This window comes from Variovorax paradoxus (assembly GCF_000834655.1).
In the GTDB taxonomy this organism is placed as follows: Bacteria; Pseudomonadota; Gammaproteobacteria; order Burkholderiales; family Burkholderiaceae_C; genus Variovorax; species Variovorax paradoxus_F.
Map to the genome: position 1 here is coordinate 70,091 of NZ_JXQQ01000075.1, position 21,999 is coordinate 92,089.

Here is a 21,999-nt window from a genome sequence, read left to right on the forward strand (position 1 = left end):
GAAAAGAAGTTGTCGTCATTGCGCCGGAGCAGCGTTGGTGTTGCTCAGGAGCTGGTGATAGAAGCCGATCATCTCGCCGTAGTTGGAGATGGACAGGCGTTCATTGTTGCCGTGGAAGCGCGCGAGGTCTTCGCCCTTCACGCGGAACGGCGAGAAGCGGAAGACGGCGTCGCTCACGAGGCTGAAGTGGCGCGAGTCCGTCGCCGCGGTCATGAGGCCCGGGGCCACGACGGCATCCGGAAAGGTCTGGCGCACGGCCTGCTGGATCGCGCGGTAGCCGGTGCTGTCGGTCGGCGACACGGGCGACGGCTCGGAGTTGCCCGGGTACTGCTTGATCTTGATGTCGTCGTTGCCCAGCGCCTTGCGCAGGTGCGCCTCGACGCTCGCGATGCTGTCGCCCGGCAGGATGCGGAAGTTGACTGCCGCTTCGGCGCGGCCGGGCAGCACGTTGTCCTTGTTGCCGGCGCGCACGATGGTCAGTGCCGTCGTCGTGCGCAGCATGGCGTTGCTGCTCGGGCTCTTCTCGAGCTGGCCGCGCACCAGCGGCTCGGTGAGCCAGAGGTTCGAGAGCATCACGCGGTTCACGCCGCTCATCTCGGGTGCCAGTGCGCCGAACATCTGGCCGGCCACGCCCTGGATGCCGCCTGGCATCGGGTTGGCTTCGAGCCGTGCGAGCGCGGCGCTCATGCTGCCGATGGCGCTGTGCTGCGGCGGCATCGACGAATGGCCGGGAGCGGTATCGAGCGAAAGAAAGAACGTGCCGTAGCCCTTCTCGGCCAAGCCGATCAGCGCCGCGGGCTTCGAGAGGCCGGGCAGCACGCCGTCGAGCACCAGCAGGCCTTCGTCGAGCACCCAATCGAGGCGCACATTGCGCGACTTGAGCAGCTCGGCGATCGGCAGCGCGCCGCGCAGGCCGCTCACCTCTTCGTCGTCGCCCATCACGAGGTAGACGGTCTGCTTCGGCTTGAAGCCGGCGCCGATGAGCAGCTCGATGGCTTCCATCTGCGCGAAAAGATTGCTCTTGTTGTCGAGCGTGCCGCGGCCCCAGACGAAGCCGTCCTTGATCTCGCCCGCGAAGGGGTCGACCGTCCAGGCCTTCTCGGTGCCGGGGGCGATGGGCACCATGTCCTGGTGCGCCATGAGCGCGACCGGCTTGGCCGACGGGTCGGTGCCGGTCCATGTGTAGAGCAGCGCCTTGTTGCCCACCACTTCCTTCTTGAGGGTGGCGTGGACCTTCGGGTATTGCTGCTCGAGATAAGCGTGCAGCTTGTCGAACTCGGCCGCGTTGGCGGCCGGGTCGTCGAGGCCCGACACCGTGCGGAACGTGATCGCCGTCGAGAGCCGCTTGGCGGCTGCCTGCAGGTCGATGTCCAGCTTCGGTGCGGGCGCCACCGCCAACTGCTGCGATGGCGTGGTCCAGGTCTTGACCGCCACGGCGGCTACCAGCAACAGAATTGCCAGCAGCAGTCCGAGGAAGATGCGTTTCAACATGGGCAATGGCCGTTCGATCTCGCGAGGCCGTTCGCCCTGAACCTGTCGAAGGGCTCTGCGACCAGCGCGCGAGGCTTCGACAAGCTCAGCCCGAACGGGGGTCGGGAATGCATTCCCAACGGTTCGGACTCACGGACGGCCACGGGCTTCATCAGCTGAAGGACTTGCCTTCGGCCACCAGCTTCTGGATCAGCGGTGCGGGCTGCCAGAACTCGGCGTCGTCGCGCGGGTTCTTGGCAAAGCGCTTCATCGACTCGGCCACGTTGTAGAGACCCACCTGCGATGCGTAGTGCATCGGACCGCCGCGCCAGATCGGGAAGCCGTAGCCCGTGAGGTACACCATGTCGATGTCGCCGGACTTCGAGGCAATGCCGTCTTCCAGGATGTGCGCGCCTTCGTTGACGAGCGCATACACCAGGCGCTGCACGATCTCTTCGTCGGAAATCTTGCGCGGCGTGATGCCCAGTTCCTTGCGGTGGTCCTCGATCATCTTGTTGACCAGCTCCGAGGGAATCGCATCGCGCTTGCCGGCCTGGTAGTCGTACCACCCTGCCCCGGTCTTCTGGCCGAAGCGGCCCAGCTCGCAGAGCTTGTCGGCCGTGCGGCTGTACTTCATGTCGGCGCGCTCGGTGGCGCGACGCTTGCGGATCGCCCAGCCGATGTCGTTGCCGGCCAGGTCGCCCATGCGGAACGGCCCCATGGCGAAGCCGAACTTCTCGATGGCCTTGTCCACCTGCTGCGGCAGCGCGCCTTCGTCCAGCAGGAAGCCGGCCTGGCGCGAGTACTGCTCGATCATGCGGTTGCCGATGAAGCCATCGCACACGCCCGAAACCACCGAGGTCTTCTTGATCTTCTTGCCGATGGCCATGACCGTGGCGAGGACGTCCTTGGCGGTGGCCTTGCCGCGCACCACTTCGAGCAGCTTCATCACGTTGGCCGGGCTGAAGAAGTGCATGCCGACCACGTCCTGCGGACGCTCGGTGAACGATGCGATCTTGTCGACGTCGAGCGTGGAGGTGTTGGAGGCCAGGATGGCGCCCTTCTTGGCCACGCGATCGAGTTCCTTGAAGACCTTTTCCTTGACGCCGATTTCCTCGAACACCGCCTCGATGATGAGGTCGGCATCCTTCAGGTCGTCGTAGCTCAGCGTGGTGCTCAGGAGCGCCATGCGCTGCTCGTACTTGTCCTGCTTGAGCTTGCCCTTCTTGACCTGGGCTTCGTAGTTCCTCTTGATGGTGGCGACGCCGCGATCGAGCGCCTCCTGCTTCATCTCGAGGATCTTGACGGGGATGCCCGCGTTCAGGAAGTTCATCGAGATGCCGCCGCCCATGGTGCCGGCACCAATGACGCCGACTGCCTTGATCTCGCGCTTGGGCGTGTCTTCGGGCACGTCGGGGATCTTGCTCGCGGCGCGCTCTGCCATGAACAGGTGGCGCAACGCCAGCGACTCGGGCGTGAACATCAGCGCGGTGAAGAGGCGACGCTCTTCGGCCATGCCATCGTCGAACTTCATCTTCGTCGCGGCCTGCACGGCGTCGATGCACTTGAGCGGCGCCGGGTAATTCTTCGACATGCCGCCGACCATGTTCTTGGTGAACTGGAAGTAGGCGTCGCCCTGCGGATGCTTGCACGGCAGGTTGCGCACCAGCGGGAGCGCTTCACCAGTCTTGCCGGCCACGCTCTTGGCGAACGCCACGGCTTCGTCGAACACCGATTCGGCCGACGCAGCCATCTTGTCGAACAGCTTCTGGCCCGGCAGGCTCGCGAGCAGTTCGCTCTTCACGGGCTCGCCGCTCACGATCATGTTGAGCGCGGTTTCCACACCGATCACGCGCGGCAGGCGCTGCGTGCCGCCGGCCCCGGGAATGAGGCCCAGCTTGACTTCGGGCAGTGCAATGCTGGTGCCGGGTGCAGCCACGCGGTAGTGGCAGCCCAGGGCCAGCTCGAGGCCGCCGCCCATGCACACGGAGTGGATGGCTGCGACGATGGGCTTGGGGGAAGCTTCGAGCGTGAGGATCACGCTCAGCAGGTTGGGCTCTTGCAGCGCCTTGGGCGTGCCGAACTCCTTGATGTCCGCGCCACCGGAAAACGCCTTGCCGGCGCCGGTGATGACGATGGCCTTGACGGCGTCGTCGGCATTGGCCTGGGCCAGGCCATCGGTGATGCCGATGCGGGTCGAGAAACCGAGACCGTTGACCGGAGGGTTGGTCAGTGTGATCACGGCGACATCGCCGAGCACTTTGTATTCAGCCGTCATGCTGCGTTCCTTGGTGTGTGAAGAAAAAGAAGAAAAAGCACGAGTGTTCTTTTTCGGGGGATTCTAGGCGTTTCGCGTGGCTCAACAATGGCACGCAGTCGCTGTCGGGACAAGACCCCGAACGGTTCCGAAACGTGCGCTCGAAACCATTCGGGACAGGGCGGCCGAAGCCGTTCCAGGCGGTGCACCCCCACCGTTCGGGCTGAGGTCGACGAAGCCTGCACGCGCCCTGGCGGCCCTTCGACAAGCTCAGGGCGAACGGGTTCGGGGTCGTTGTACGTGATCAGACCTCCAGCCACTCCTTGCGCGTGGTCGCATCGGCGCGAAGGCTGTCGGGCGTGCCGTCGAACACGATGCTGCCGTGGCCCATGACGAGCGCACGGTCGGAAATCTGCATCGCGATGGTGAGCTTCTGCTCGATCAGGAGCACCGAGATGCCCTTGTCCTTGAGCGTGCGCAGGTATTGCCCCACGAGCTCGACGATCTTGGGCGCCAGGCCTTCGGTCGGCTCGTCGATGATGATGAGGTCGGGGTCGCCCATCAGCGTGCGGCACAGCGTGAGCATCTGCTGCTCGCCGCCCGAGAGCACGCCGGCTTCGGTGTGCTGGCGCTCCTTCAGGCGCGGGAACATGTTGTACATGTCGTCGAACTGCCAGCGGCTGCCCTTGCCCGTGCCCTTCTGCCCGAGGAGCAGGTTCTGGTGCACCGTGAGCTTGGGAAAGATGTCACGGTTCTCGGGCACGTAGCCGATGCCCAGGTGGGCGATCTCGTAGGCTTTCTTGCGCAGGATGTCCTGGTCCTTCCAGCGCAGGGTGCCCTCGGCATGCACCAGGCCCATGATGGCCTTGGCGGTGGTCGAGCGGCCCGAGCCGTTGCGGCCCAGCAGCGCGACGATCTCGCCGGGACCGACGTCGAACGAAACGCCATGCAGCACATGGCTCTTGCCGTAGTAGGCGTGGATGTCGTGAAGCTTCAGCATGTCAGTGTCCCGCCCCCTGTGCGTCGGCCACCGAGGACCCGAGATAAGCCTCCTGCACGCGCGCATTCGCGCGAACTGCGGCGGGCGTGTCGAAGGCGATCACTTCGCCATACACCACCACTGCGATCTTGTCGGCGAGGCCGAAGACCACGCCCATGTCGTGCTCCACCGTGAGCAGCGTCTTGCCGACCGTCACGTGCTTGATGAGCGAGATGAAGTGCGAGGTCTCGGTCTTGCTCATGCCGGCCGTGGGTTCGTCCAGCAGGATCACGCCCGCGCCGCCGGCGATCGTCACGCCGATTTCCAGCGCGCGCTGTTCGGCATAGGTGAGGTTCACCGCATGCACATCGCGCTTGCGCTCCAAGCCGATCTGCTTGATGAGCTCTTCGGTGCGCGCGTTGGCATCGTCCAGGTTCGAGAGAAAGCGCAGGAACGTGTACTTGTAGCCCAGGCTCCACAACACCCCGCAGCGCAGGTTCTCGAACACGCTCAGCTTCGGGAAGATGTTGGTGATCTGGAAGCTGCGCGATAGCCCCAGCCGGTTGATCTCGTAGGGCTTCTTGCCGTCGATGCGCTCGCCGTTGAGCAGCACCTCGCCGCTGGTGGGCGTGAGGCGGCCGCTGATGAGGTTGAACAGCGTCGACTTGCCCGCCCCGTTCGGGCCGATGATGGCCACGCGTTCGCCGGCGTTCACCGCCAGGTCCACGCCGCGGATGATCTCGGTCTTGCCGAAGTTCTTCCGCAGCGCCTTCAGCTCCAGTGCATGTTTTGCGCTCATTTACGCCGCCTCCCGACGTTTGATTTCTGCTTCGATTTCTTCTTGTGCATGCCCCCAGACCCGCACGAAGCGGCGCCGTGCCACCTCCAGCGCACCCAGGCCGATGACCAGGATCACCGCCGCGCCGAGCCAGCTGCCGACACCCGAGGTGTCGAGCGCGACGCCGAAGAAGTTCAGCGTCGGGCCCATCGCCGCGTTGAGCTGGATGTGATAGATCATCTCGATGAGCGCTGCCGCGCCGACGACGACCGGAACCAGCGCGACGGCGAGCGCGAGATACAGCCACCAGAAGCGGTCGAACTTGCCGAACTTGGCCACGCGCAGGTTCATCATGATCAGGCTCGCGATGCCACCGGGGGCGAACATCACCATGAACACGAAGACGAGACCGAAGTACAGCTGCCAGGCCTTGGAGAGTTCCGACAGCAGGATCGATGCGAACACCAGCAGCACCGCGCCGATGATCGGGCCGAAGAAGAACACCGCGCCACCCAGGAAGGTGAACAGCAGGTAGCCTCCCGAGCGGATGGCGTTGAGGCTGTCGGCCGCATTCACGATCTCGAAGTTGATCGAGGCCAGCCCACCGCCGATGCCGGCGAAAAAGCCCGCGATGATGAACGCGAAGTAGCGCACGCGCTGCGTGTTGTAGCCGATGAATTCGACGCGCTCCGGGTTGTCGCGCACCGCGTTGAGCATGCGGCCGAGCGGCGTGCCGGTGAAGGCATACATGAGCGCGGTGCAGACGAAGCAGTACGCGGCGATCAGGTAGTACACCTGAATCTGCGAGCCGAAGTTGAAGCCGAAGAAGGTCGGGCCGTACACACGGTCGGTGGTGATGCCGCCCTCGCCGCCGAAGAAGCTGGGGAACATCAACGCCATCGACGCCACCAGCTCACCGATGCCCATGGTGATCATCGCGAAGGTGGTGCCCGACTTCTTGGTCGTCACGAAGCCGAACAGCACGGCGAAGAACATGCCTGCCAGCCCGCCCACCAGCGGGATGAGCACCAGCGGGATCTGCACGCCGCCCTTGCTGCCCATGTTCATCGCATGGATCGCCAGGAAGGAGCCGAGGCCGACGTACACCGCATGGCCGAAGCTCAGCATGCCGCCCTGCCCCAGGAGGATGTTGTAGCTCAGGCAGATGATGATGAGATAGCCCATCTGCGAGAGCATCGTGAGCGCCAGGCTGCTCTTGAACAGCATCGGCGAAATGATCAGCACGACCGCGAAGAGCGTCCAGATCAGGTAGCGCCCGATGTTCCAGGGCTTGAAGCGGTAGTACTGTGTGGTTGCAGTGGTCATGGGTCAGTCCTCCCGGGTTCCAAGAAGACCCTTGGGTCGGAAGATGAGGATCAGCACCAGGAACAGGTACGGCAGGATCGGCGCGACCTGCGAGATCGTGAGCTTGAGGAGTTCGTAGCCGAAGGTCTGGTCGGTCACCGTCATGCCGATGGCGCGCAGCCCCGTGGCCAGCGATTGGTCCATGGCGACCGCGAAGGTCTGGATGATGCCGATCAAGAGCGACGCGAGGAACGCACCGGCCAGCGACCCCATGCCGCCGACCACGACCACCACGAAGATGATCGAACCCACCGAGGCCGCCATCGCGGGCTCGGTGACGTAGGTGTTGCCGCCGACCACGCCGGCCAGGCCCGCGAGCGCGGCGCCGCCGCCGAACACCAGCATGAACACGCGCGGCACGTTGTGGCCCAGCGCCTCGACCATGTCCGGGTGCTTGAGCGCCGCCTGGATGACCAGGCCGATGCGCGTGCGCGTGAGCAGCAGCCACACCGAGATGAGCATCAGCACCGCCACCAGCATGATGAACGAGCGCGACTTCGGAAACTGCGTGCCGTAGAGCGAGAACAGCGGGCCCTGCAGTTGCGTAGGCAGGCCGTAGGGCACGGTGGAGCGGCCCCAGGCCAGCTGCACCAGTTCGAGGATGAGGTACGAGAGGCCGAAGGTCACCAGCAGTTCGGGCACGTGGCCGAACTTGTGGACCCGGCGAAGGCTGTAGCGCTCGAACGCGGCGCCCAGGAGGCCCACCAGCAGCGGCGCGATGAACAGCGCCGGCCAGAAGCCGATGATGCCCGACAGCGTGTAAGCGATGTAGGCGCCGAGCATGTAGAAGCTGGCGTGCGCGAAGTTGAGCACGCCCATCATGCTGAAGATCAGCGTAAGGCCAGAGCTCAGCATGAACAACAACAGGCCGTAGCTGACGCCGTTGAGCAGCGAGATGACGAAGAATTCGACGTTCATCGGTCTTTCGGATGCGTGAAAAAGAAAGAGGCCCGAGTGTTGAAGTCGGGCCTCGACCGGTCAGGTGGCGGCTTCGATCAGGAGGCGGCGCCGGGTCGCTTCATCTGGCACGTCGTCGGGGTGCTCGAGACGTAGGGCTCGTAGTACTTCACCGGGGCCAGCGTGTAGCCGGTGTTCTCCGGGCTGTACGGGTTCTTGGCATCGGCCTTCTGCCAGCGCGTGATCCACAGGCCCTGCTGCAGCTGGTGGTCGGCCTTGCGCATCTCGACATCGCCATTGAAGCTCTTGAACTTCATGCCTTCCATCGCGGCCGCGACCTTCACGGGCTCGGTCGACTTGGTGCGCACGAAGGCTTCGCTCAGCATCGCGTACACCGTGTAGATGTCGGTGGTGTACATGTCGTCGTTGAAGCGCTTCTTGAACTCGCCCATCAGCGGCTGCACCGGGCCCGGCGCGTTGTAGTGGCTGTAGCCCACCTGGTAGACCTTGCCGTCGGAGGCTGCGCCCATGGCGGTCGGCGTGCCGTTGGTCACGGCGTAGTAGGTGTAGAACTTGACGTTCAGGCCCGCGTCGTTGGCCGACTTGATGAGAAGCGCCAGGTCGGAACCCCAATTGCCGGTGATGACCGTGTCGGCGCCCGAAGCCTTGATCTTGGCGATGTACGGCGCGAAGTCGCGCACCTGGGCCAGCGGGTGCAGGTCGTCGCCGACGATCTCGACGTCGGGGCGCTTGCTCTTCAGGTTGTCCTTGGCGTACTTGGAGACCTGCTGGCCGTGCGAGTAGTTCTGGTTGATCAAGTAGACCTTCTTGATGTCGGTCTGGTCCTTCATGAAGGTGGTGAGCGCCTCCATCTTCATGGAGGTGTCGGCATCGAGGCGGAAGTGCCAGTAACTGCACTTGCTGTTGGTGAGGTCGGGATCGACGGCCGCGTAGTTGATGTAGAGCACTTCCTTGCCCGGGTTGCGGGCGTTGTGCTTTTCCAGCGCATCGATGATGGCGAGCGCAGGGCCCGAGCCGTTGCCCTGCACCACGTAGCGCGCGCCCTGGTCCATGGCCGAGCGCAGTGCGCTGGTGGTCTCCTGGGGGCTCAGCTTGTTGTCGATGCCGATGACTTCGAACTTCACGCCGGCCGCGTTCTTCTTGTTGAATTCTTCGGCCAGGAACTGGAAGGTCTTGAGCTGGTTCGTGCCCACCGCGGCCATGAGACCCGAGAGCGGGTCGAGCCATGCGATCTTGACGGTTTCACCCTTCTGGGCCAGCGCACCTGTGGCAGTGGCGGCAAGGATGGCTGCGGTAGCGATTTTCAGAGCGAACTTCACGATCTATTTCTCCTGGTCAAACCGAATCAAAAAGCCTTGCACGAGCGTACAAGCGTTCCCAGCCCCTCCCCTCAGGGAATGCCCGTAAGGGGGTGGCCGCGAAGGCCCGTTTCTATCGCGCAGGCGACAGCGCATTTCTCCAATTGCTACCCGCCGGTAAAACAACTTCTACCGACGAGTAGGAAATGCGTTCACAAAGACGCCTAGGGGCGCTTCATCTGGCAGGTCGTTGGCGTGCTCGCCACATACGACTCGTAGTACTTCACGGGGACGTTCGTGTAGCCGGTGTTCTCGGCGTCCTGGGGATACTTGGCGCTGGCCTTTTCCCAGCGCGAGATGTACAGGCCCTGCTGCAACTGGTGGTCGGCCTTGCGCATCTCGACCTCGCCGTTGAAGCTCTTGATCTTCATGCCCTCGAGCGCCGCGGCAACCTTGACCGGGTCGGTCGACTTGGTCTGCACGAAGGCGGCATCGAGCAGCGCGAACGTGTGATAGATCGACGACTGCGTGAGGTCGTCGTTCATCTTCTTCTTGTAGCCGGTAAAGAGCTTCTGGATCTCGCCGCCCATGTTGTAGTGGGCATAGGCCACCGTGTAGACCTTGCCGGCCGAGGTGGCGCCCATGGCCGTGGGCGTGCCGGCGCCCGGCGCGTAGTAGGTGAGGAACTTGACGTCCAGCCCCGAGTCGTTCGCCGCCTTGATGAGCAGCGACAGGTCGGAGCCCCAGTTGCCGGTGATGACCGTGTCGGCGCCGGAGGCCTTGATCTTGGCGATGTACGGTGCGAAGTCGCGCACCTGCGCGAGCGGGTGCAGGTCGTCGCCCACGATCTGGATGTCGGGACGCTTGACCTTCAGGTCTTCCTTGGCGTACTTGGACACCTGCACGCCGTGCGCGTAGTTCTGCCCCAGGATGTAGACCTTCTTGATGTCGCTCTGGTCCTTCATCCAGGTGGTCAGCGCCTCCATCTTCATGGAGGTGTCGGCGTCCAGGCGGAAGTGCCAGTAGCTGCACTTGCTGTTGGTCAGGTCGGGGTCGACCGCCGCGTAGTTCAGGTAGAGCAGTTCCTTGCCCGGATTGCGCGCGTTGTTCTTCTCGATGGCATCGATGATCGCGAGCGCCGGGCCCGAACCGTTGCCCTGGGTGATGTAGCGCGCGCCCTGGTCCTGCGCCGAGCGCAGCGCGGCGGTGGTCTCCTGGGGGCTCAGCTTGTTGTCGATCGCGATGATCTCGAACTTCACGCCCGACGCATTCTTCTTGTTGAACTCTTCAGCCAGGAATTGCGTGGTCTTCAACTGGTTGGTGCCCACCGCGGCCATCAGGCCCGACAGCGGATCGAGCCAGGCGATCTTGACCGTCTCGCCCTTTTGGGCAAAGGCGGCGGACGCGCTCACCAACAGGGCACAGGCAGCGACTGACTTGAGAGCAAATTGCATGAAGAGTCTCCTGGATGAAAGGCGGTTATGAGGCGGATGCCAGCGTACAAGTGCCCCTTTTTTCCACGCACAGGGATTGCCCGGAAGGAAGCCCGCCGAAGCGGTCTTCCTATCGCGTGCGCGACAGTGCGGGGTTGAGGGTCAGAGCGTTGGCAGCTTGTAGTCCTTAAGGAGTTCGCGCAGCCTGGTCTTCAGGATCTTTCCGGTGGCGCCGATCGGGATGGCCTCCACGAAGACCACGTCATCGGGGATCTGCCACTTGGCGGTCTTGCCCTCGTAGAACTTGAGCAGCTCCTCCCGCGCCACCTCGGCACCGGGCTTCTTCACGACCGCGATGATCGGGCGCTCGTCCCACTTCGGATGGAACACGCCGATGCAGGCGGCCATGGCCACGGCCGGGTGCGCAACGGCGATGTTCTCGATCTCGATCGAGCTGATCCATTCGCCGCCGGACTTGATCACGTCCTTGCTGCGGTCGGTGATCTGCAGGTAGCCCTCGGCGTCGATGGTGGCGACGTCGCCGGTGGGGAACCAGCCGCGCCCCTGCGCATCGGGAATGAGCGGATCGCCGCCCTCGCCCTTGAAGTATTCCTTCACGATCCAGGGGCCTTTGACCAGCAGGTCGCCGTAGGCCTTGCCGTCCCAGGGCAACTCGTTGCCGTCGCCGTCGACGATCTTCATGTCCACGCCGAAGATGGCCCGGCCCTGCTTCATGCGGATCTGCAACCGCGCCTCGGGCGAGAGCGACTCGTGCTTGTTCTTGAGCGTGCAGAGCGTGCCCAGCGGGCTCATCTCGGTCATGCCCCAGGCATGCAGCACCTCGACGTTGAACTTCTCCTGGAACGCCGTGATCATGGCCGGCGGGCAGGCCGAGCCGCCGATGACGGTGCGATTGAGCTTGCTGAACTTCAGGTCGCCCGCCTGCATGTGGCCGAGCATCATCTGCCACACGGTGGGGACGCCCGCCGCGAAGGTCACGCCTTCGGATTCGATCAGCTCGAACACCGACTTGCCATCGAGCGCCGGGCCGGGAAACACGAGCTTGCAGCCCACGAGCGCGGCCGAGTACGGAATGCCCCAGGCGTTGACGTGGAACATGGGCACCACCGGCAGCACCGAGTCGCGCGCCGACAGGCGCATCACGTCGGGCAAGGCCGCGGCATAGGCGTGCAGCATGGTCGAGCGGTGGCTGTAGAGCGCTGCCTTCGGGTTGCCCGTGGTGCCGCTCGTGTAGCACATGCTCGATGCCGAGTTCTCGTCGAAGGTGGGCCAGTCGTACTCGTTGGACTGCGCCCCCATCCAGCTTTCGTAGCTCACCAGATTGGGGATGCCGCTGTCCGCCGGCAGCTTGTCGGCATCGCACAGTGCAATCCATTTCCGGATCGTGGGGCACTTGGCGTGCACCGCCTGCACCAGCGGCAGGAACGTGAGGTCGAAGCACAGGATCTGGTCTTCGGCGTGGTTGGCGATCCAGGCGATCTGGTCGGGGTGCAGGCGCGGGTTGATGGTGTGCAGCACGCGGCCGCTGCCGCTCACGCCGTAGTACAGCTCCAGGTGCCGGTAGCCGTTCCAGGCCAGCGTGGCGATGCGGTCGCTGAAGAGCAACTGCTCGCCGTCCAGCGCATTGGCCACCTGCCGGGCACGCGATGCGATGCCGCCCCAGGTGGTGCGGTGAATGTCGCCTTCGACCCGGCGCGAGACGATCTCGCCGTCGCCGTTGTGGCGTTCGACGAACTCGATCAGCGACGAGATCAAAAGCGGTTGGTCTTGCATCAAACCCAGCATCTACAGGCTCCTTCTTTCAACAAAATTCAATGGTTTCTCGGACTACGGCGATTCACGCAATTTATGTGCGTTCGCACAATGACAGAAACCCGCGGTCTGCGAGAACCGATCTGTCGTCCAGATGACAGCTGGCGCCCGCCGGAGCATGCAGGCACCTCCCCCCATGACATGACCTTCGCCATCACCTCGGCGGCCATCGCCGCCGAGGTGATGTGCCTCGGTACGCGCGCGATCCTCAAGGCGCGCTGTTCTGCAGTTGCGTCTTGCTGGCGTCGAGCACGATCTTTCGCGGCCAGTTGGGCCAGGTCACGCCCAGGCCCGGATGGTTCGGATCGCCGGTGCGCGCGAACGCGGAGAGGCTCCCCACCATCGCATCCGAGAGCGCCTCGCGCCCCGGCCGGTTCGCCTCGCCGAAGGAGAACGAGAAGATGTTGGCGCCGAAGTTGTGGAACATGAACACCGTGTCCAGCCCGTGCGTGGCGCCATAGACGGTGTTGAACGGCGCCACCTGCTGGCTCCAGTCGAAGCGGTAATACCAGGTCTTGGTGGGCAGGTACTTGGCCACCGAGTCGATCTGCGCGGGCAGGCCATTCAGGAAGATCGCGTTGGTGGCGAAATCCGACGACGCCTTCCAGCCGAGCACCGGCTTGTCTACCGGCAGGTAGGGCGCGTTGATCAGGTCGGCCTCGGTGAGCGTCACGGGTGCATCGGGGTTGAAGTTGTATTGCAGGCCGAAGCGCTCGTAGTCGGTGGGCTTGAAGCCCAGGCCCTGCCCCGTGAAGGTGCCGAACAGGTTGGCGAACAGCGTGCCTTCGTCGCGCGTGTTGCCGATCAGCATGGGCACCTTGTTGAACCTGCCGGCATCGACCTCGGCGAGCGAGTTCACCGGCAGGATCGTGCCGTCCGCGATCGGTGCGGGCGCGTTGCCCAGCTGCGGGTTCGCCAGCATGATGGTCAGCAGCCGGTCCGCCGGCAGGCCGCGCAGGAAAGCCGCGATCTGCGCATCGTTCTGGGACGCCACCCAAGCGTTGGCCGAAGGGGTGTCGGTGGCCTTGCCCTCGGCGATGGCGATCGCGTTGAGCAGCGCCTTCGAATAGGTCTGCGCGGTGGGGCGCGAGGCGAAGGCGATGCCGCCGCTCAATGGCACCGCCTTGTGCAGCAGCCCGGCGGCCGCGCTCGACACGACCAGCCCCCAGGTGTTGACCCCACCCGCCGACTGCCCCATCACCGTGACGTTGCCTGCGTCGCCGCCGAAGGCGCCGATGTTGGCCTGGATGAACTTCAGCGCCTGCATCTGGTCGAGCAACGCGAAGTTGCCCGAGTCGTTCTTCGCTTCGCCGGTCTTGAGCTGCGGCAGGTCGAGCCAGCCGAGCACGCCCAGCCGGTAGTTGAGCGTCACGACCACGGCATCGCCGCGCTTGGCGAGCTGCGCACCGTCGTAGCCCGGATCGGCCGTGTAGCCCGAGATGTTGCTGCCGCCGTAGATGTAGACGATCACAGGCAGCTTGTCGGCGTTGCCGGCCGGGCGCCAGATGTTGAGCGTGAGGCAGTCCTCGTCGCCCACCGGCTTGCCGAAGCCCTCGCGGGTGCCGAGGCCAAACGGTGCGTCGCCCGGTGCGGGGCTGAAATAGCGTCCGCCCTGGGCGCAGCTGCGTCCGAACTGGCTTGCGGCGCGCACGCCCTGCCAGGGCTCCGGATCGGCGGGCGGCGCCCAGCGCAGGCTGCCAACGGGCGCCTTGGCGAACGGAACGCCCTTCCAGGACAGGGTGCCGGTGCCGGCGCTGTCGTCCACGCCTTCGATCTTGCCGGCGGTGGTCTGGCGCACCATGGGGCCCTCGGCGGGCGGGGGCGGCGCGGCTGGGGGCGGGGCTGCAGGCGGTGGCGGCGCGGGCACGATCGGCGTGAAGGCAAAACCGGAATCCGATCCGCCGCCGCAGGCCGAAAGCGCGATGCAGGCCGCCGCGGCCATGGCGCGCGCGACCGCTGCCGTCGCCGTGAGGCGCCTCGGGTCGTGGCTTTCCGTTGTCTCTGTATTCATTTGTTTGTCTCCACACCGGGTTAATCGGAATTCCTCGATCGGTGTCCGGCAGCCATACTCCTGCCCGCCGAACCCGCCAGAAAATTCTAGGAACGGACCGCGCTTCCCCCGCTATCGCAAGCGAGCCAATTCAATGACTTCAGGAGCCTCCATGCCGCATGCACAGCGTCGACCGCAACGCAGCCCGGGCAGCGCGCAGCAGCCCGAGCTGCGGACCAGTTCGGCCGCATGGCTGGAGGGAGTGCTCTCGATGTTCGAGGCCGAGGGGCTGGACGTTCCCTCGCTGCTGCGCGAGGCCGGTTTCGACCCCGATTCGCTGCACCGCCAGAACGCGCGCATCCCCGTGGACGAGATCTCCGTGCTCTGGCAGCTCGCCGTGGCCCGCGCCGGAAAGCCCACGCTGGGCCTGCACCGCGACCTGGCCGCCACGCACAGCAAGCTGGGCACGGTGGGTCATGCCATGTCCTGCAGCGCCGACCTGGGCGCGGCGCTGGAGCGGCTCACGCGCTACATGGCGGTGATCTCCGATGCGACCGCCTTCTCGATGCAGCCCGAGGCGCGCGGCTGCTGGCTGGTCATGGAGCACACGGGCGGCAGCCTCCCCATTCCGCGCCAGCGGGTCGAATACGCGCTGCTCACCGGGCTCGCCCAATGCCAGTGGCTCACGCGCCGTGCGATGCAGCCGCTCGCGCTGGAATTCGTCTACGCCCCGCCGGCCGACGACCGGCCGCACCGCGAAGCCTTCGGTTGCCCGATCCGCTACAACGCGCCCGCCAACCGCATGCTGCTCGCGGCTTCCGACCTGGCCATGCCGCTGCCCACCTATCACCCGACACTCGGCCAGATGCAGGAGCACCTGCTGGACGATCAGCTCACATTGCTCGGCCAGACCACCACCAGCAGCCTCGTGTGCGCCGAGATCGCACGCCGCCTGCAGCAGGGCGAGCCGCGCCGGCAGGACGTGGCCGCGGGCCTGGGCCTCGCGGAGCGCACGCTGCAGCGGCGGCTTCAAGAGGAGTCGGTGTCGTTCCAGTCGCTGCTCGACCGCACCCGCCGGGAGCTGGCGCAGCAGTACCTGGCCGAAGACCGCCACACGCTCACCGACGTGGCGGACATGCTCGGCTTCGTTGACAGCAGCAATTTCTTCCGGGCGTGCAAGCGCTGGTTCGGCCTCCCGCCGGCGCAGTACCGGGCGCGGATCTGGGATACGGATACGCATACGCCAGCGCTGGCCCACTGAGCCAGGCCGAGCGCCGATGGCCCGCGCGGCAAGGGGTTACGCCCGGTGCCGGACAATCCGGGCATGAGCCTGCTTGCTGAAGACACGGACGTCGCCGACCTGGGATTGCGCTGGAAACCCGGTTTCGCGGCCCTCGGACCCGCCTTTCTCACCCACCTGCGCCCGACGCCCTTGCCCGACCCGTACTGGGTGGGCCACAGCGAGGCGGTGGCGCGCGAGCTGGGGTTGCCGGCCGATTGGCGGCAATCGGACACGACGCTCGCGGCGCTGACCGGCAGCCTGCCGATCGCCGGCACGCACCCCTTCGCCACGGTCTACAGCGGGCACCAGTTCGGCGTCTGGGCCGGCCAGCTCGGCGACGGGCGGGCGATCATGCTGGGCGAAACCGAGGGCGGGCTCGAAGTGCAGCTCAAGGGCGCGGGCCGCACGCCCTACTCTCGCGGGGGCGATGGCCGCGCGGTGCTGCGCTCCAGCATCCGCGAATTCCTCTGCAGCGAAGCCATGCACGGCCTGGGCATCCCCACCACCCGTGCGCTCAGCGTGACCGGCTCCGACGCCCGCGTGTTCCGCGAAGAGCCCGAAAGCGCCGCGGTCGTGGCCCGCGTGGCGCCCAGCTTCATCCGCTTCGGCCACTTCGAGCACTTCGCCGCGAACCAGCGCGAAGACGAACTGCGCGCGCTGGCCGACTACGTCATTGACCGCCACTACCCGGCCTGCCGCACCACCGAACGCTTCAACGGCAATGCGTACGCCGCGTTCCTCGAAGCCGTGAGCGAGCGCACCGCCGCCCTGCTCGCCCAATGGCAGGCCGTGGGGTTCTGCCACGGGGTGATGAACACCGACAACATGAGCATCCTCGGGCTCACCATCGACTACGGGCCGTTCCAGTTCCTCGACGGGTTCGATCCGCGCCACATCTGCAACCACAGCGACACGCAGGGGCGCTACGCCTTCAACCAGCAGCCGAACGTGGCGTACTGGAACCTCTTTTGCCTCGCGCAGGCGCTGCTGCCGCTGATTGGCGACCAGGAAGTCGCCGTCGCCGCGCTGGAGTCGTACAAGACGGTGTTCCCGAACGCCTTCGAGGCCCGCATGCGCGCCAAGCTCGGCCTGGCGGACGCGGCCGAGAGCGACCGCGTGTTGATCGAAGGCGTGCTCAAGCTGCTGGCCGCGGGCAAGGTCGACTACACGATCTTCTGGCGCCGCCTCTCGCAGTACATGGCCGACGGCAACGCCGAGCCCGTGCGCGACCTCTTCCTGGACCGCCCGGGTTTCGATGCCTGGCTGCTATCGTTTTCGGAGCGTCACGCGCAGTCTGAGCGCACGGAGACCGCCGCCTCGATGCGCAGGGCCAACCCGAAATACGTGCTGCGGAACCACCTGGGCCAGCAAGCCATCGAAGCGGCTGCGCAGAAGGACTTCTCGGGTGTGGCAACCTTGCTCGCGCTGCTCCAAACCCCATTTGAAGAACATCCCGACGCCGACGCGTATGCCGGCTTCCCGCCCGACTGGGCTTCCACGATTGAAATCAGCTGCTCATCATGACCACTCCTGTTGAAAAAACCGACGCCGAATGGAAGGCCCTGCTCGCTGAAAAAGGCGCCGAGCCGGCCGCCTTCGAGGTGACGCGCCACGCCGCCACCGAGCGTCCGTTCACCGGCAAGTACGAAGCGCACTGGGACGACGGCACCTACCACTGCATCTGCTGCGGCGCCAAGCTCTTCGAGTCGGGCACCAAGTTCGACGCCGGCTGCGGCTGGCCCAGCTTCTCGGAGGAAGCGGTGCCCGGCGCCATCCGGAACATCGTCGACCGCTCGCATGGCATGGTCCGCACCGAGAATGTCTGCGCCAATTGCGGCGCTCACCTGGGCCACGTGTTCCCTGACGGTCCCACCGAAACGGGCCTGCGCTACTGCATGAACTCGGCGTCGCTCGACTTCCAGAAAAAATGAAACTGATCCTCGACTTCTTCCCGATCCTGCTGTTCTTCGGCGCCTACAAGCTCGCCGACATTTACACCGCCACCGGCGTGCTGATGGCCGCCACCGTGGTGCAGATGGCCATCATCTATGCCATGGAGCGCAAGCTCCAGGCGATGCAGAAGGCCACGCTGGTGCTGATCCTTCTCTTCGGCACGCTCACGCTGGTGCTGCACGACGACCGCTTCATCAAGTGGAAGCCCACCGTGCTCTACGGCGCGATGGCCATTGCGCTGGCCGTGGCGCTCTGGGCACTGAAGAAGAATTTCCTCAAAATGCTGCTGGGCTCGCAGCTGGAACTGCCTGACCGCATCTGGGGCCGCCTGAACGTGGCGTGGATCGGCTACTGCCTCTTCATGGCGCTCATCAACGGCTACGTGGCGGCCTACTTCACCACCGAGGCCTGGGTCAACTTCAAGCTCTGGGGCTATGTGTTCCCGATCGTCTTCCTGGTGGCGCAGGGCCTGTACATCGCGCCGCACCTGAAAGAAGACAAGCCGACCGCATGACGAGCACGACCACCCCCTTGCCCACCACGGCCGCGCTCGAAGCGGCGTTGCGGGAGGCGCTGGCCCCCACGCAGCTCGAAGTGATCGACGAAAGCGCCGCGCACGCGGGCCATACAGGCGCCAATGCGGAGGGCTACGGCACCCATTTCCGGGTCCGCATCGCCTCCCCGAAGTTCGACGGGAAGCCCCGCGTGGCGCGGCATCGGCTTGTGTATGATGCCCTCCAAGTTTTTATCGCACAGGGTCTGCACGCCATCGCCATCGAGGTGCTCTGAGTCGTTCCATCGGTTGCACGCGGCCTTCGCCGCAATGCCCCAGCCGTCGTTCCTCTCCCCTTTTGTCCGCCGCTCTCCGCTTTCCTTCACGCGCCTTTTCCTACACGCGCATTTCCTCTCCAGCCTGATATTCATTCCATGAAAAAACACATCTTGCAGGCCGTAGCGGCCGCAGCGCTGATCGGTGCCATTCCCATGGCGGCTCTGGCGCAGAACGCAGCCATCGTGAACGGCAAGCCGGTGCCCAAGGCCCGCATGGACGTCCTGGCCCAGCAACTGGCCGCCGCCGGCCGCCCGGTGACGCCCGAGATGCAAAGCCAGCTGCGCGAAGAAATCGTGGCCCGCGAAGTGTTCATGCAGGAAGCGCAGAAGCAGGGCCTTGACGCCAGCGACGACTACAAGAACCAGCTCGAACTCGCCCGCCAGGCCATCCTGATCCGCGCGCTGTTCGACAACTACCGCAAGACCAACCCGATCTCGGACGCCGACGTGAAGGCCGAGTACGACAAGTTCGTCGCGGCCAACGGCGGCAAGGAATACAAGGCGCGCCACATCCTGGTGGAAACCGAAGACCAGGCCAAGAAGATCCTGGCCGACCTGAAGAAGGGCGGCAAGTTCGAGGACATCGCCAAGAAGCAGAGCAAGGACCCTGGATCGGGCGCCAACGGCGGCGACCTCGACTGGGCCAACCCGGCGAACTTCGTGCCCGAGTTCTCGGAAGCGATGATCAAGCTCAAGAAGGGCGAGACCACCCCGGCGCCCATCAAGACGCAGTTCGGCTATCACATCATTCGCGTGGACGACATCCGTCAGGCGCAACTGCCGAAGCTGGAAGAAGTCAAGCCGCAGGTCACGCAGCAGCTGCAACAACAGCGCCTGCAAAAGTACCAAGAGGAACTGCGCGCGAAGGCCAAGGTCGAGTAACAGGCACACCTCCAGGCTTCGCGCACTTCGTGTCGCTTTGCCAACCCCCTTGCAGGGGGCAACACCTGCGGCCCGGCAAAGCCGGTTCCGCGGTGTTCTGGAAGTAAAAAAGGCGGCCTACGGGCCGCTTTTTTCATGGGCGTCTTTTTTAGATCGCCCAGGTGCCGAAGTTGTCGCCCGGACCGTCCAGTGCCGTGAACGCCTGCCACGCCTTGCCGGCATCTGCGCCCTGCACCGCGCGGCCCAGCGCATCGAGGGTGCGGTAGATCTTTTTCGAGCTGCCGAAGTGCGCGGCGTTGAGCGCCTCGAGCTGCGGGATCAGCGTCTGCAGGATCTGCGTGCGCGCCGGCGAAGCGGCGGCCGCATCCTCGCGCCATGCGAGGAGCAGCCTGCGTATCAGGTCCTCGATACGCGCCGCCTCCATCACATGCCGGCTTCGCGGGTGATCGAGGTCGAGCACGGCCCGCCCGGTTCTCAGCCCACCCAGCGGCGCGCGTTGCGCCAGATCTGCATCCAGGGGCTCAGTTCGCTCCGGTCGCCCGGCGTCCAGCTCATCTGGATGTTGCGGAACACGCGCTCCGGATGCGGCATCACGGCCGTGAAGCGGCCATCCGGCGTAGTGACCGAGGTCAGGCCACCAGCGCTGCCGTTCGGGTTGAACGGGTACTGCTCGGTCGCGTTGCCGTGGTTGTCCACGAAGCGCATCGCCGCAATGGCCTTGGCCGCGTCGCCGCGGTGCTTGAAGTTCGCGTAGCCCTCGCCGTGCGCCACCGCGATCGGCAGGCGGCTGCCGGCCATGCCCGCAAAGAAGATGCTCGGCGATTCGAGTACTTCGACCATCGACAGGCGCGCTTCGAAGCGCTCGCTCTGGTTGGTGGTGAAGCGCGGCCAGGCTTCGGCGCCCGGGATGATGTCGGCCAGCTCGGCGAACATCTGGCAGCCGTTGCACACGCCGAGGCCGAAGGTGTCTTCGCGACCGAAGAAGGCCGTGAACTGCTCGGCCAGCTTGGGGTTGAAGGTGATGCTGCGCGCCCAGCCGATGCCGGCGCCCAGCGTGTCGCCGTAGCTGAAGCCGCCGCAGGCGACCACGCCCTTGAAGTTGGCGAGGTCCGCCCTTCCCGTCTGCAGGTCGGTCATGTGGACGTCGTAGGCCTCGAAGCCCGCTTCGGTGAAGGCATAGGCCATCTCGACATGCGAATTGACGCCCTGCTCGCGCAGGATCGCGACCTTGGGGCGCGATTGCAGGATGGCGGGCGCCGCAGGCTGGGCGTTCGGCAGGAACACATGCATGCCGGGGTCCGAAGGCTCGCCGGCTGCGGCGTGCTCGGCATCGGCGCAGGCCGGGTTGTCGCGTTCGCGGGCGATCTTCCAGCTCACCGAGTCCCACACCTGGTGCAGGTCGTGCAGCGAGGCGCTGAACACCGACTTGGCATCGCGCCAGACTTCGAGCTTGCCCTTGCCCGCGTCCATGGTCGAACTCGCGGGCCGCGTCTTGCCGACGAAATGGCTGTGCGCGCTCAGGCCGTGGGCGCGCAGCACCTGCATCACGTCGTTGCGCTCGGCGGTGCGCACCTGCAGCACCATGCCGAGTTCTTCGTTGAACAACGCCTTGAGCGTGAGTTCCTCGCGCCGCGCGCTGACCTGCTGCGCCCAGTTCTTGGCGTCGCCGGTTTCCATGCGGCTGTCGGAGATGCCGTCGCCTTCGGTGACCAGCATGTCGACGTTGAGCGCCACCCCGACGTGACCGGCGAAAGCCATTTCGCAGGCGGTGGCGAACAGGCCGCCGTCGCTGCGGTCGTGCATGGCGAGGATCTTGCCGTCGGCGCGCAGCGCGTTCACGGCGTTGACCAGCGCCACGAGCTGCGCCGGGTCGTCCAGGTCGGGCACCTTGTCGCCGCTCTGGCCAAGCGTCTGCGAGAGGATGCTGCCGGCCATCCGGTGCTGGCCACGGCCCAGGTCGATCAGCACGAGCGTGGTGTCGGGTTCTTCCGCATCGAGTTGCGGCGTGAGCGTGCCGCGCACGTCGGCGAGCGACGCGAAGGCGGTCACGATCAGGCTCACGGGCGAGGTGACCTTCTTGGCCTCGTCGCCATCTTTCCACTGCGTGCGCATCGACAGCGAATCCTTGCCGACCGGAATCGACACGCCCAGCGCCGGGCACAGCTCCAGGCCCACGGCCTTGACGGTTTCGTACAGCGCGGCGTCTTCGCCGGGCTCGCCGCAGGCGGCCATCCAGTTGGCCGACAGCTTGACGCGCGAGAGTTCGATCGGCGCGGCCAGCAGGTTGGTGATGGCCTCGGCCACGGCCATGCGGCCAGAGGCCGGCGCGTCGAGCGCGGCCAGCGGCGTGCGCTCGCCCATGCTCATGGCTTCACCGGCGAAGCCCTTGTAGTCGGCCAGCGTCACGGCGCAATCGGCCACGGGCACCTGCCACGGGCCGACCATCTGGTCGCGGTGGCTCATGCCGCCCACGGTGCGGTCGCCGATGGTGATGAGGAAGCGCTTCGAAGCCACGGTCGGGTGCGCGAGCACGTCGATGGCGGCCTTCTGCAGATCGATGCCCGTGAGGTCGAGCGGCTTGAACGTGCGAGCCACGGTCTTCACGTCGCGATGCATCTTGGGCGGCTTGCCCAGCAGCACGTCCATCGGCATGTCGACCGGCTGGACCGCAGCGCCTTCGTCGGCCACCAGCAGTTGGCGTTCTTCCGTCGCCACGCCGACCACCGAGAA

Annotated in this window: 18 protein-coding genes; 6 read left to right on the top strand and 12 right to left on the bottom strand. The window is 65.5% G+C overall.

Going from position 1 to position 21,999, the window contains the following annotated elements; translation table 11 throughout:
* Positions 1-15 precede the first annotated feature (15 nt).
* The 10 genes from RT97_RS25540 to RT97_RS25585 form a co-directional block, all read right to left on the bottom strand.
* The gene (locus tag RT97_RS25540) at positions 16-1,491 is read right to left on the bottom strand and encodes a M20 family peptidase (RefSeq protein ID WP_042581645.1); all 1,476 of its coding nucleotides are present in this window, start codon (positions 1,489-1,491) and stop codon (positions 16-18) included.
* 151 nt (positions 1,492-1,642) lie between these two features.
* The gene (locus tag RT97_RS25545; RefSeq protein ID WP_042581646.1) at positions 1,643-3,748 is read right to left on the bottom strand and encodes a 3-hydroxyacyl-CoA dehydrogenase NAD-binding domain-containing protein; all 2,106 of its coding nucleotides are present in this window, start codon (positions 3,746-3,748) and stop codon (positions 1,643-1,645) included.
* Between the two features lie 283 nt (positions 3,749-4,031).
* The gene (locus tag RT97_RS25550) at positions 4,032-4,727 is read right to left on the bottom strand and encodes an ABC transporter ATP-binding protein (RefSeq protein WP_042581647.1); all 696 of its coding nucleotides are present in this window, start codon (positions 4,725-4,727) and stop codon (positions 4,032-4,034) included.
* A gap of 1 nt (position 4,728) precedes the next feature.
* On the bottom strand, positions 4,729-5,505 hold the full coding sequence (locus RT97_RS25555) for an ABC transporter ATP-binding protein (RefSeq protein WP_042581648.1): 777 nt from the start codon (positions 5,503-5,505) through the stop codon (positions 4,729-4,731).
* Complete coding sequence (locus RT97_RS25560; protein WP_042581649.1) at positions 5,506-6,810, bottom strand: branched-chain amino acid ABC transporter permease; 1,305 nt, start codon at positions 6,808-6,810, stop codon at positions 5,506-5,508.
* Between the two features lie 3 nt (positions 6,811-6,813).
* On the bottom strand, positions 6,814-7,767 hold the full coding sequence (locus RT97_RS25565; RefSeq protein WP_042581650.1) for a branched-chain amino acid ABC transporter permease: 954 nt from the start codon (positions 7,765-7,767) through the stop codon (positions 6,814-6,816).
* 77 nt (positions 7,768-7,844) lie between these two features.
* The gene (locus RT97_RS25570; protein WP_042581651.1) at positions 7,845-9,086 is read right to left on the bottom strand and encodes a branched-chain amino acid ABC transporter substrate-binding protein; all 1,242 of its coding nucleotides are present in this window, start codon (positions 9,084-9,086) and stop codon (positions 7,845-7,847) included.
* A 203-nt stretch (positions 9,087-9,289) separates the two neighbouring features.
* Entirely contained in the window at positions 9,290-10,519 is a 1,230-nt protein-coding gene (locus RT97_RS25575; RefSeq protein ID WP_042581652.1) for a branched-chain amino acid ABC transporter substrate-binding protein, read from the bottom strand.
* A gap of 141 nt (positions 10,520-10,660) precedes the next feature.
* The gene (locus RT97_RS25580) at positions 10,661-12,304 is read right to left on the bottom strand and encodes a 3-(methylthio)propionyl-CoA ligase (protein ID WP_042581653.1); all 1,644 of its coding nucleotides are present in this window, start codon (positions 12,302-12,304) and stop codon (positions 10,661-10,663) included.
* A gap of 235 nt (positions 12,305-12,539) precedes the next feature.
* Positions 12,540-14,342, bottom strand: a complete 1,803-nt coding sequence (locus tag RT97_RS25585) for a carboxylesterase/lipase family protein (protein ID WP_052810753.1) — start codon at positions 14,340-14,342, stop codon at positions 12,540-12,542.
* A 151-nt stretch (positions 14,343-14,493) separates the two neighbouring features.
* On the opposite strand from RT97_RS25585, the gene RT97_RS25590 reads away from it, so the two are divergent.
* From RT97_RS25590 to RT97_RS25615, 6 genes are all read left to right on the top strand, one after another.
* Complete coding sequence (locus tag RT97_RS25590; RefSeq protein ID WP_042581654.1) at positions 14,494-15,582, top strand: AraC family transcriptional regulator; 1,089 nt, start codon at positions 14,494-14,496, stop codon at positions 15,580-15,582.
* Between the two features lie 63 nt (positions 15,583-15,645).
* Entirely contained in the window at positions 15,646-17,127 is a 1,482-nt protein-coding gene (locus RT97_RS25595; RefSeq protein ID WP_042581655.1) for a protein adenylyltransferase SelO, read from the top strand.
* Complete coding sequence (gene msrB, locus RT97_RS25600; RefSeq protein WP_042581656.1) at positions 17,124-17,534, top strand: peptide-methionine (R)-S-oxide reductase MsrB; 411 nt, start codon at positions 17,124-17,126, stop codon at positions 17,532-17,534. Before RT97_RS25595 ends, msrB begins: the two co-directional genes overlap by 4 nt.
* On the top strand, positions 17,531-18,070 hold the full coding sequence (locus tag RT97_RS25605; protein WP_042581657.1) for a septation protein A: 540 nt from the start codon (positions 17,531-17,533) through the stop codon (positions 18,068-18,070). Before msrB ends, RT97_RS25605 begins: the two co-directional genes overlap by 4 nt.
* A complete protein-coding gene (locus RT97_RS25610; protein ID WP_042581658.1) occupies positions 18,067-18,345 on the top strand; it encodes a BolA family protein in 279 nt (92 codons plus the stop codon). Before RT97_RS25605 ends, RT97_RS25610 begins: the two co-directional genes overlap by 4 nt.
* Before the next feature lie 138 nt (positions 18,346-18,483).
* Positions 18,484-19,269 carry a peptidylprolyl isomerase gene (locus RT97_RS25615; protein ID WP_042581659.1) on the top strand — a complete coding sequence of 262 codons (786 nt, stop codon included), beginning with the start codon at positions 18,484-18,486 and terminating at the stop codon, positions 19,267-19,269.
* A gap of 148 nt (positions 19,270-19,417) precedes the next feature.
* On the opposite strand, the gene RT97_RS25620 is transcribed toward RT97_RS25615, so the two are convergent.
* Positions 19,418-19,729, bottom strand: a complete 312-nt coding sequence (locus RT97_RS25620; RefSeq protein WP_155403888.1) for a hypothetical protein — start codon at positions 19,727-19,729, stop codon at positions 19,418-19,420.
* A 14-nt stretch (positions 19,730-19,743) separates the two neighbouring features.
* Positions 19,744-21,999, bottom strand: a 2,256-nt coding sequence (gene purL / locus RT97_RS25625) for a phosphoribosylformylglycinamidine synthase (RefSeq protein WP_042581674.1), incomplete at its 5' end; no start/stop codon positions are given.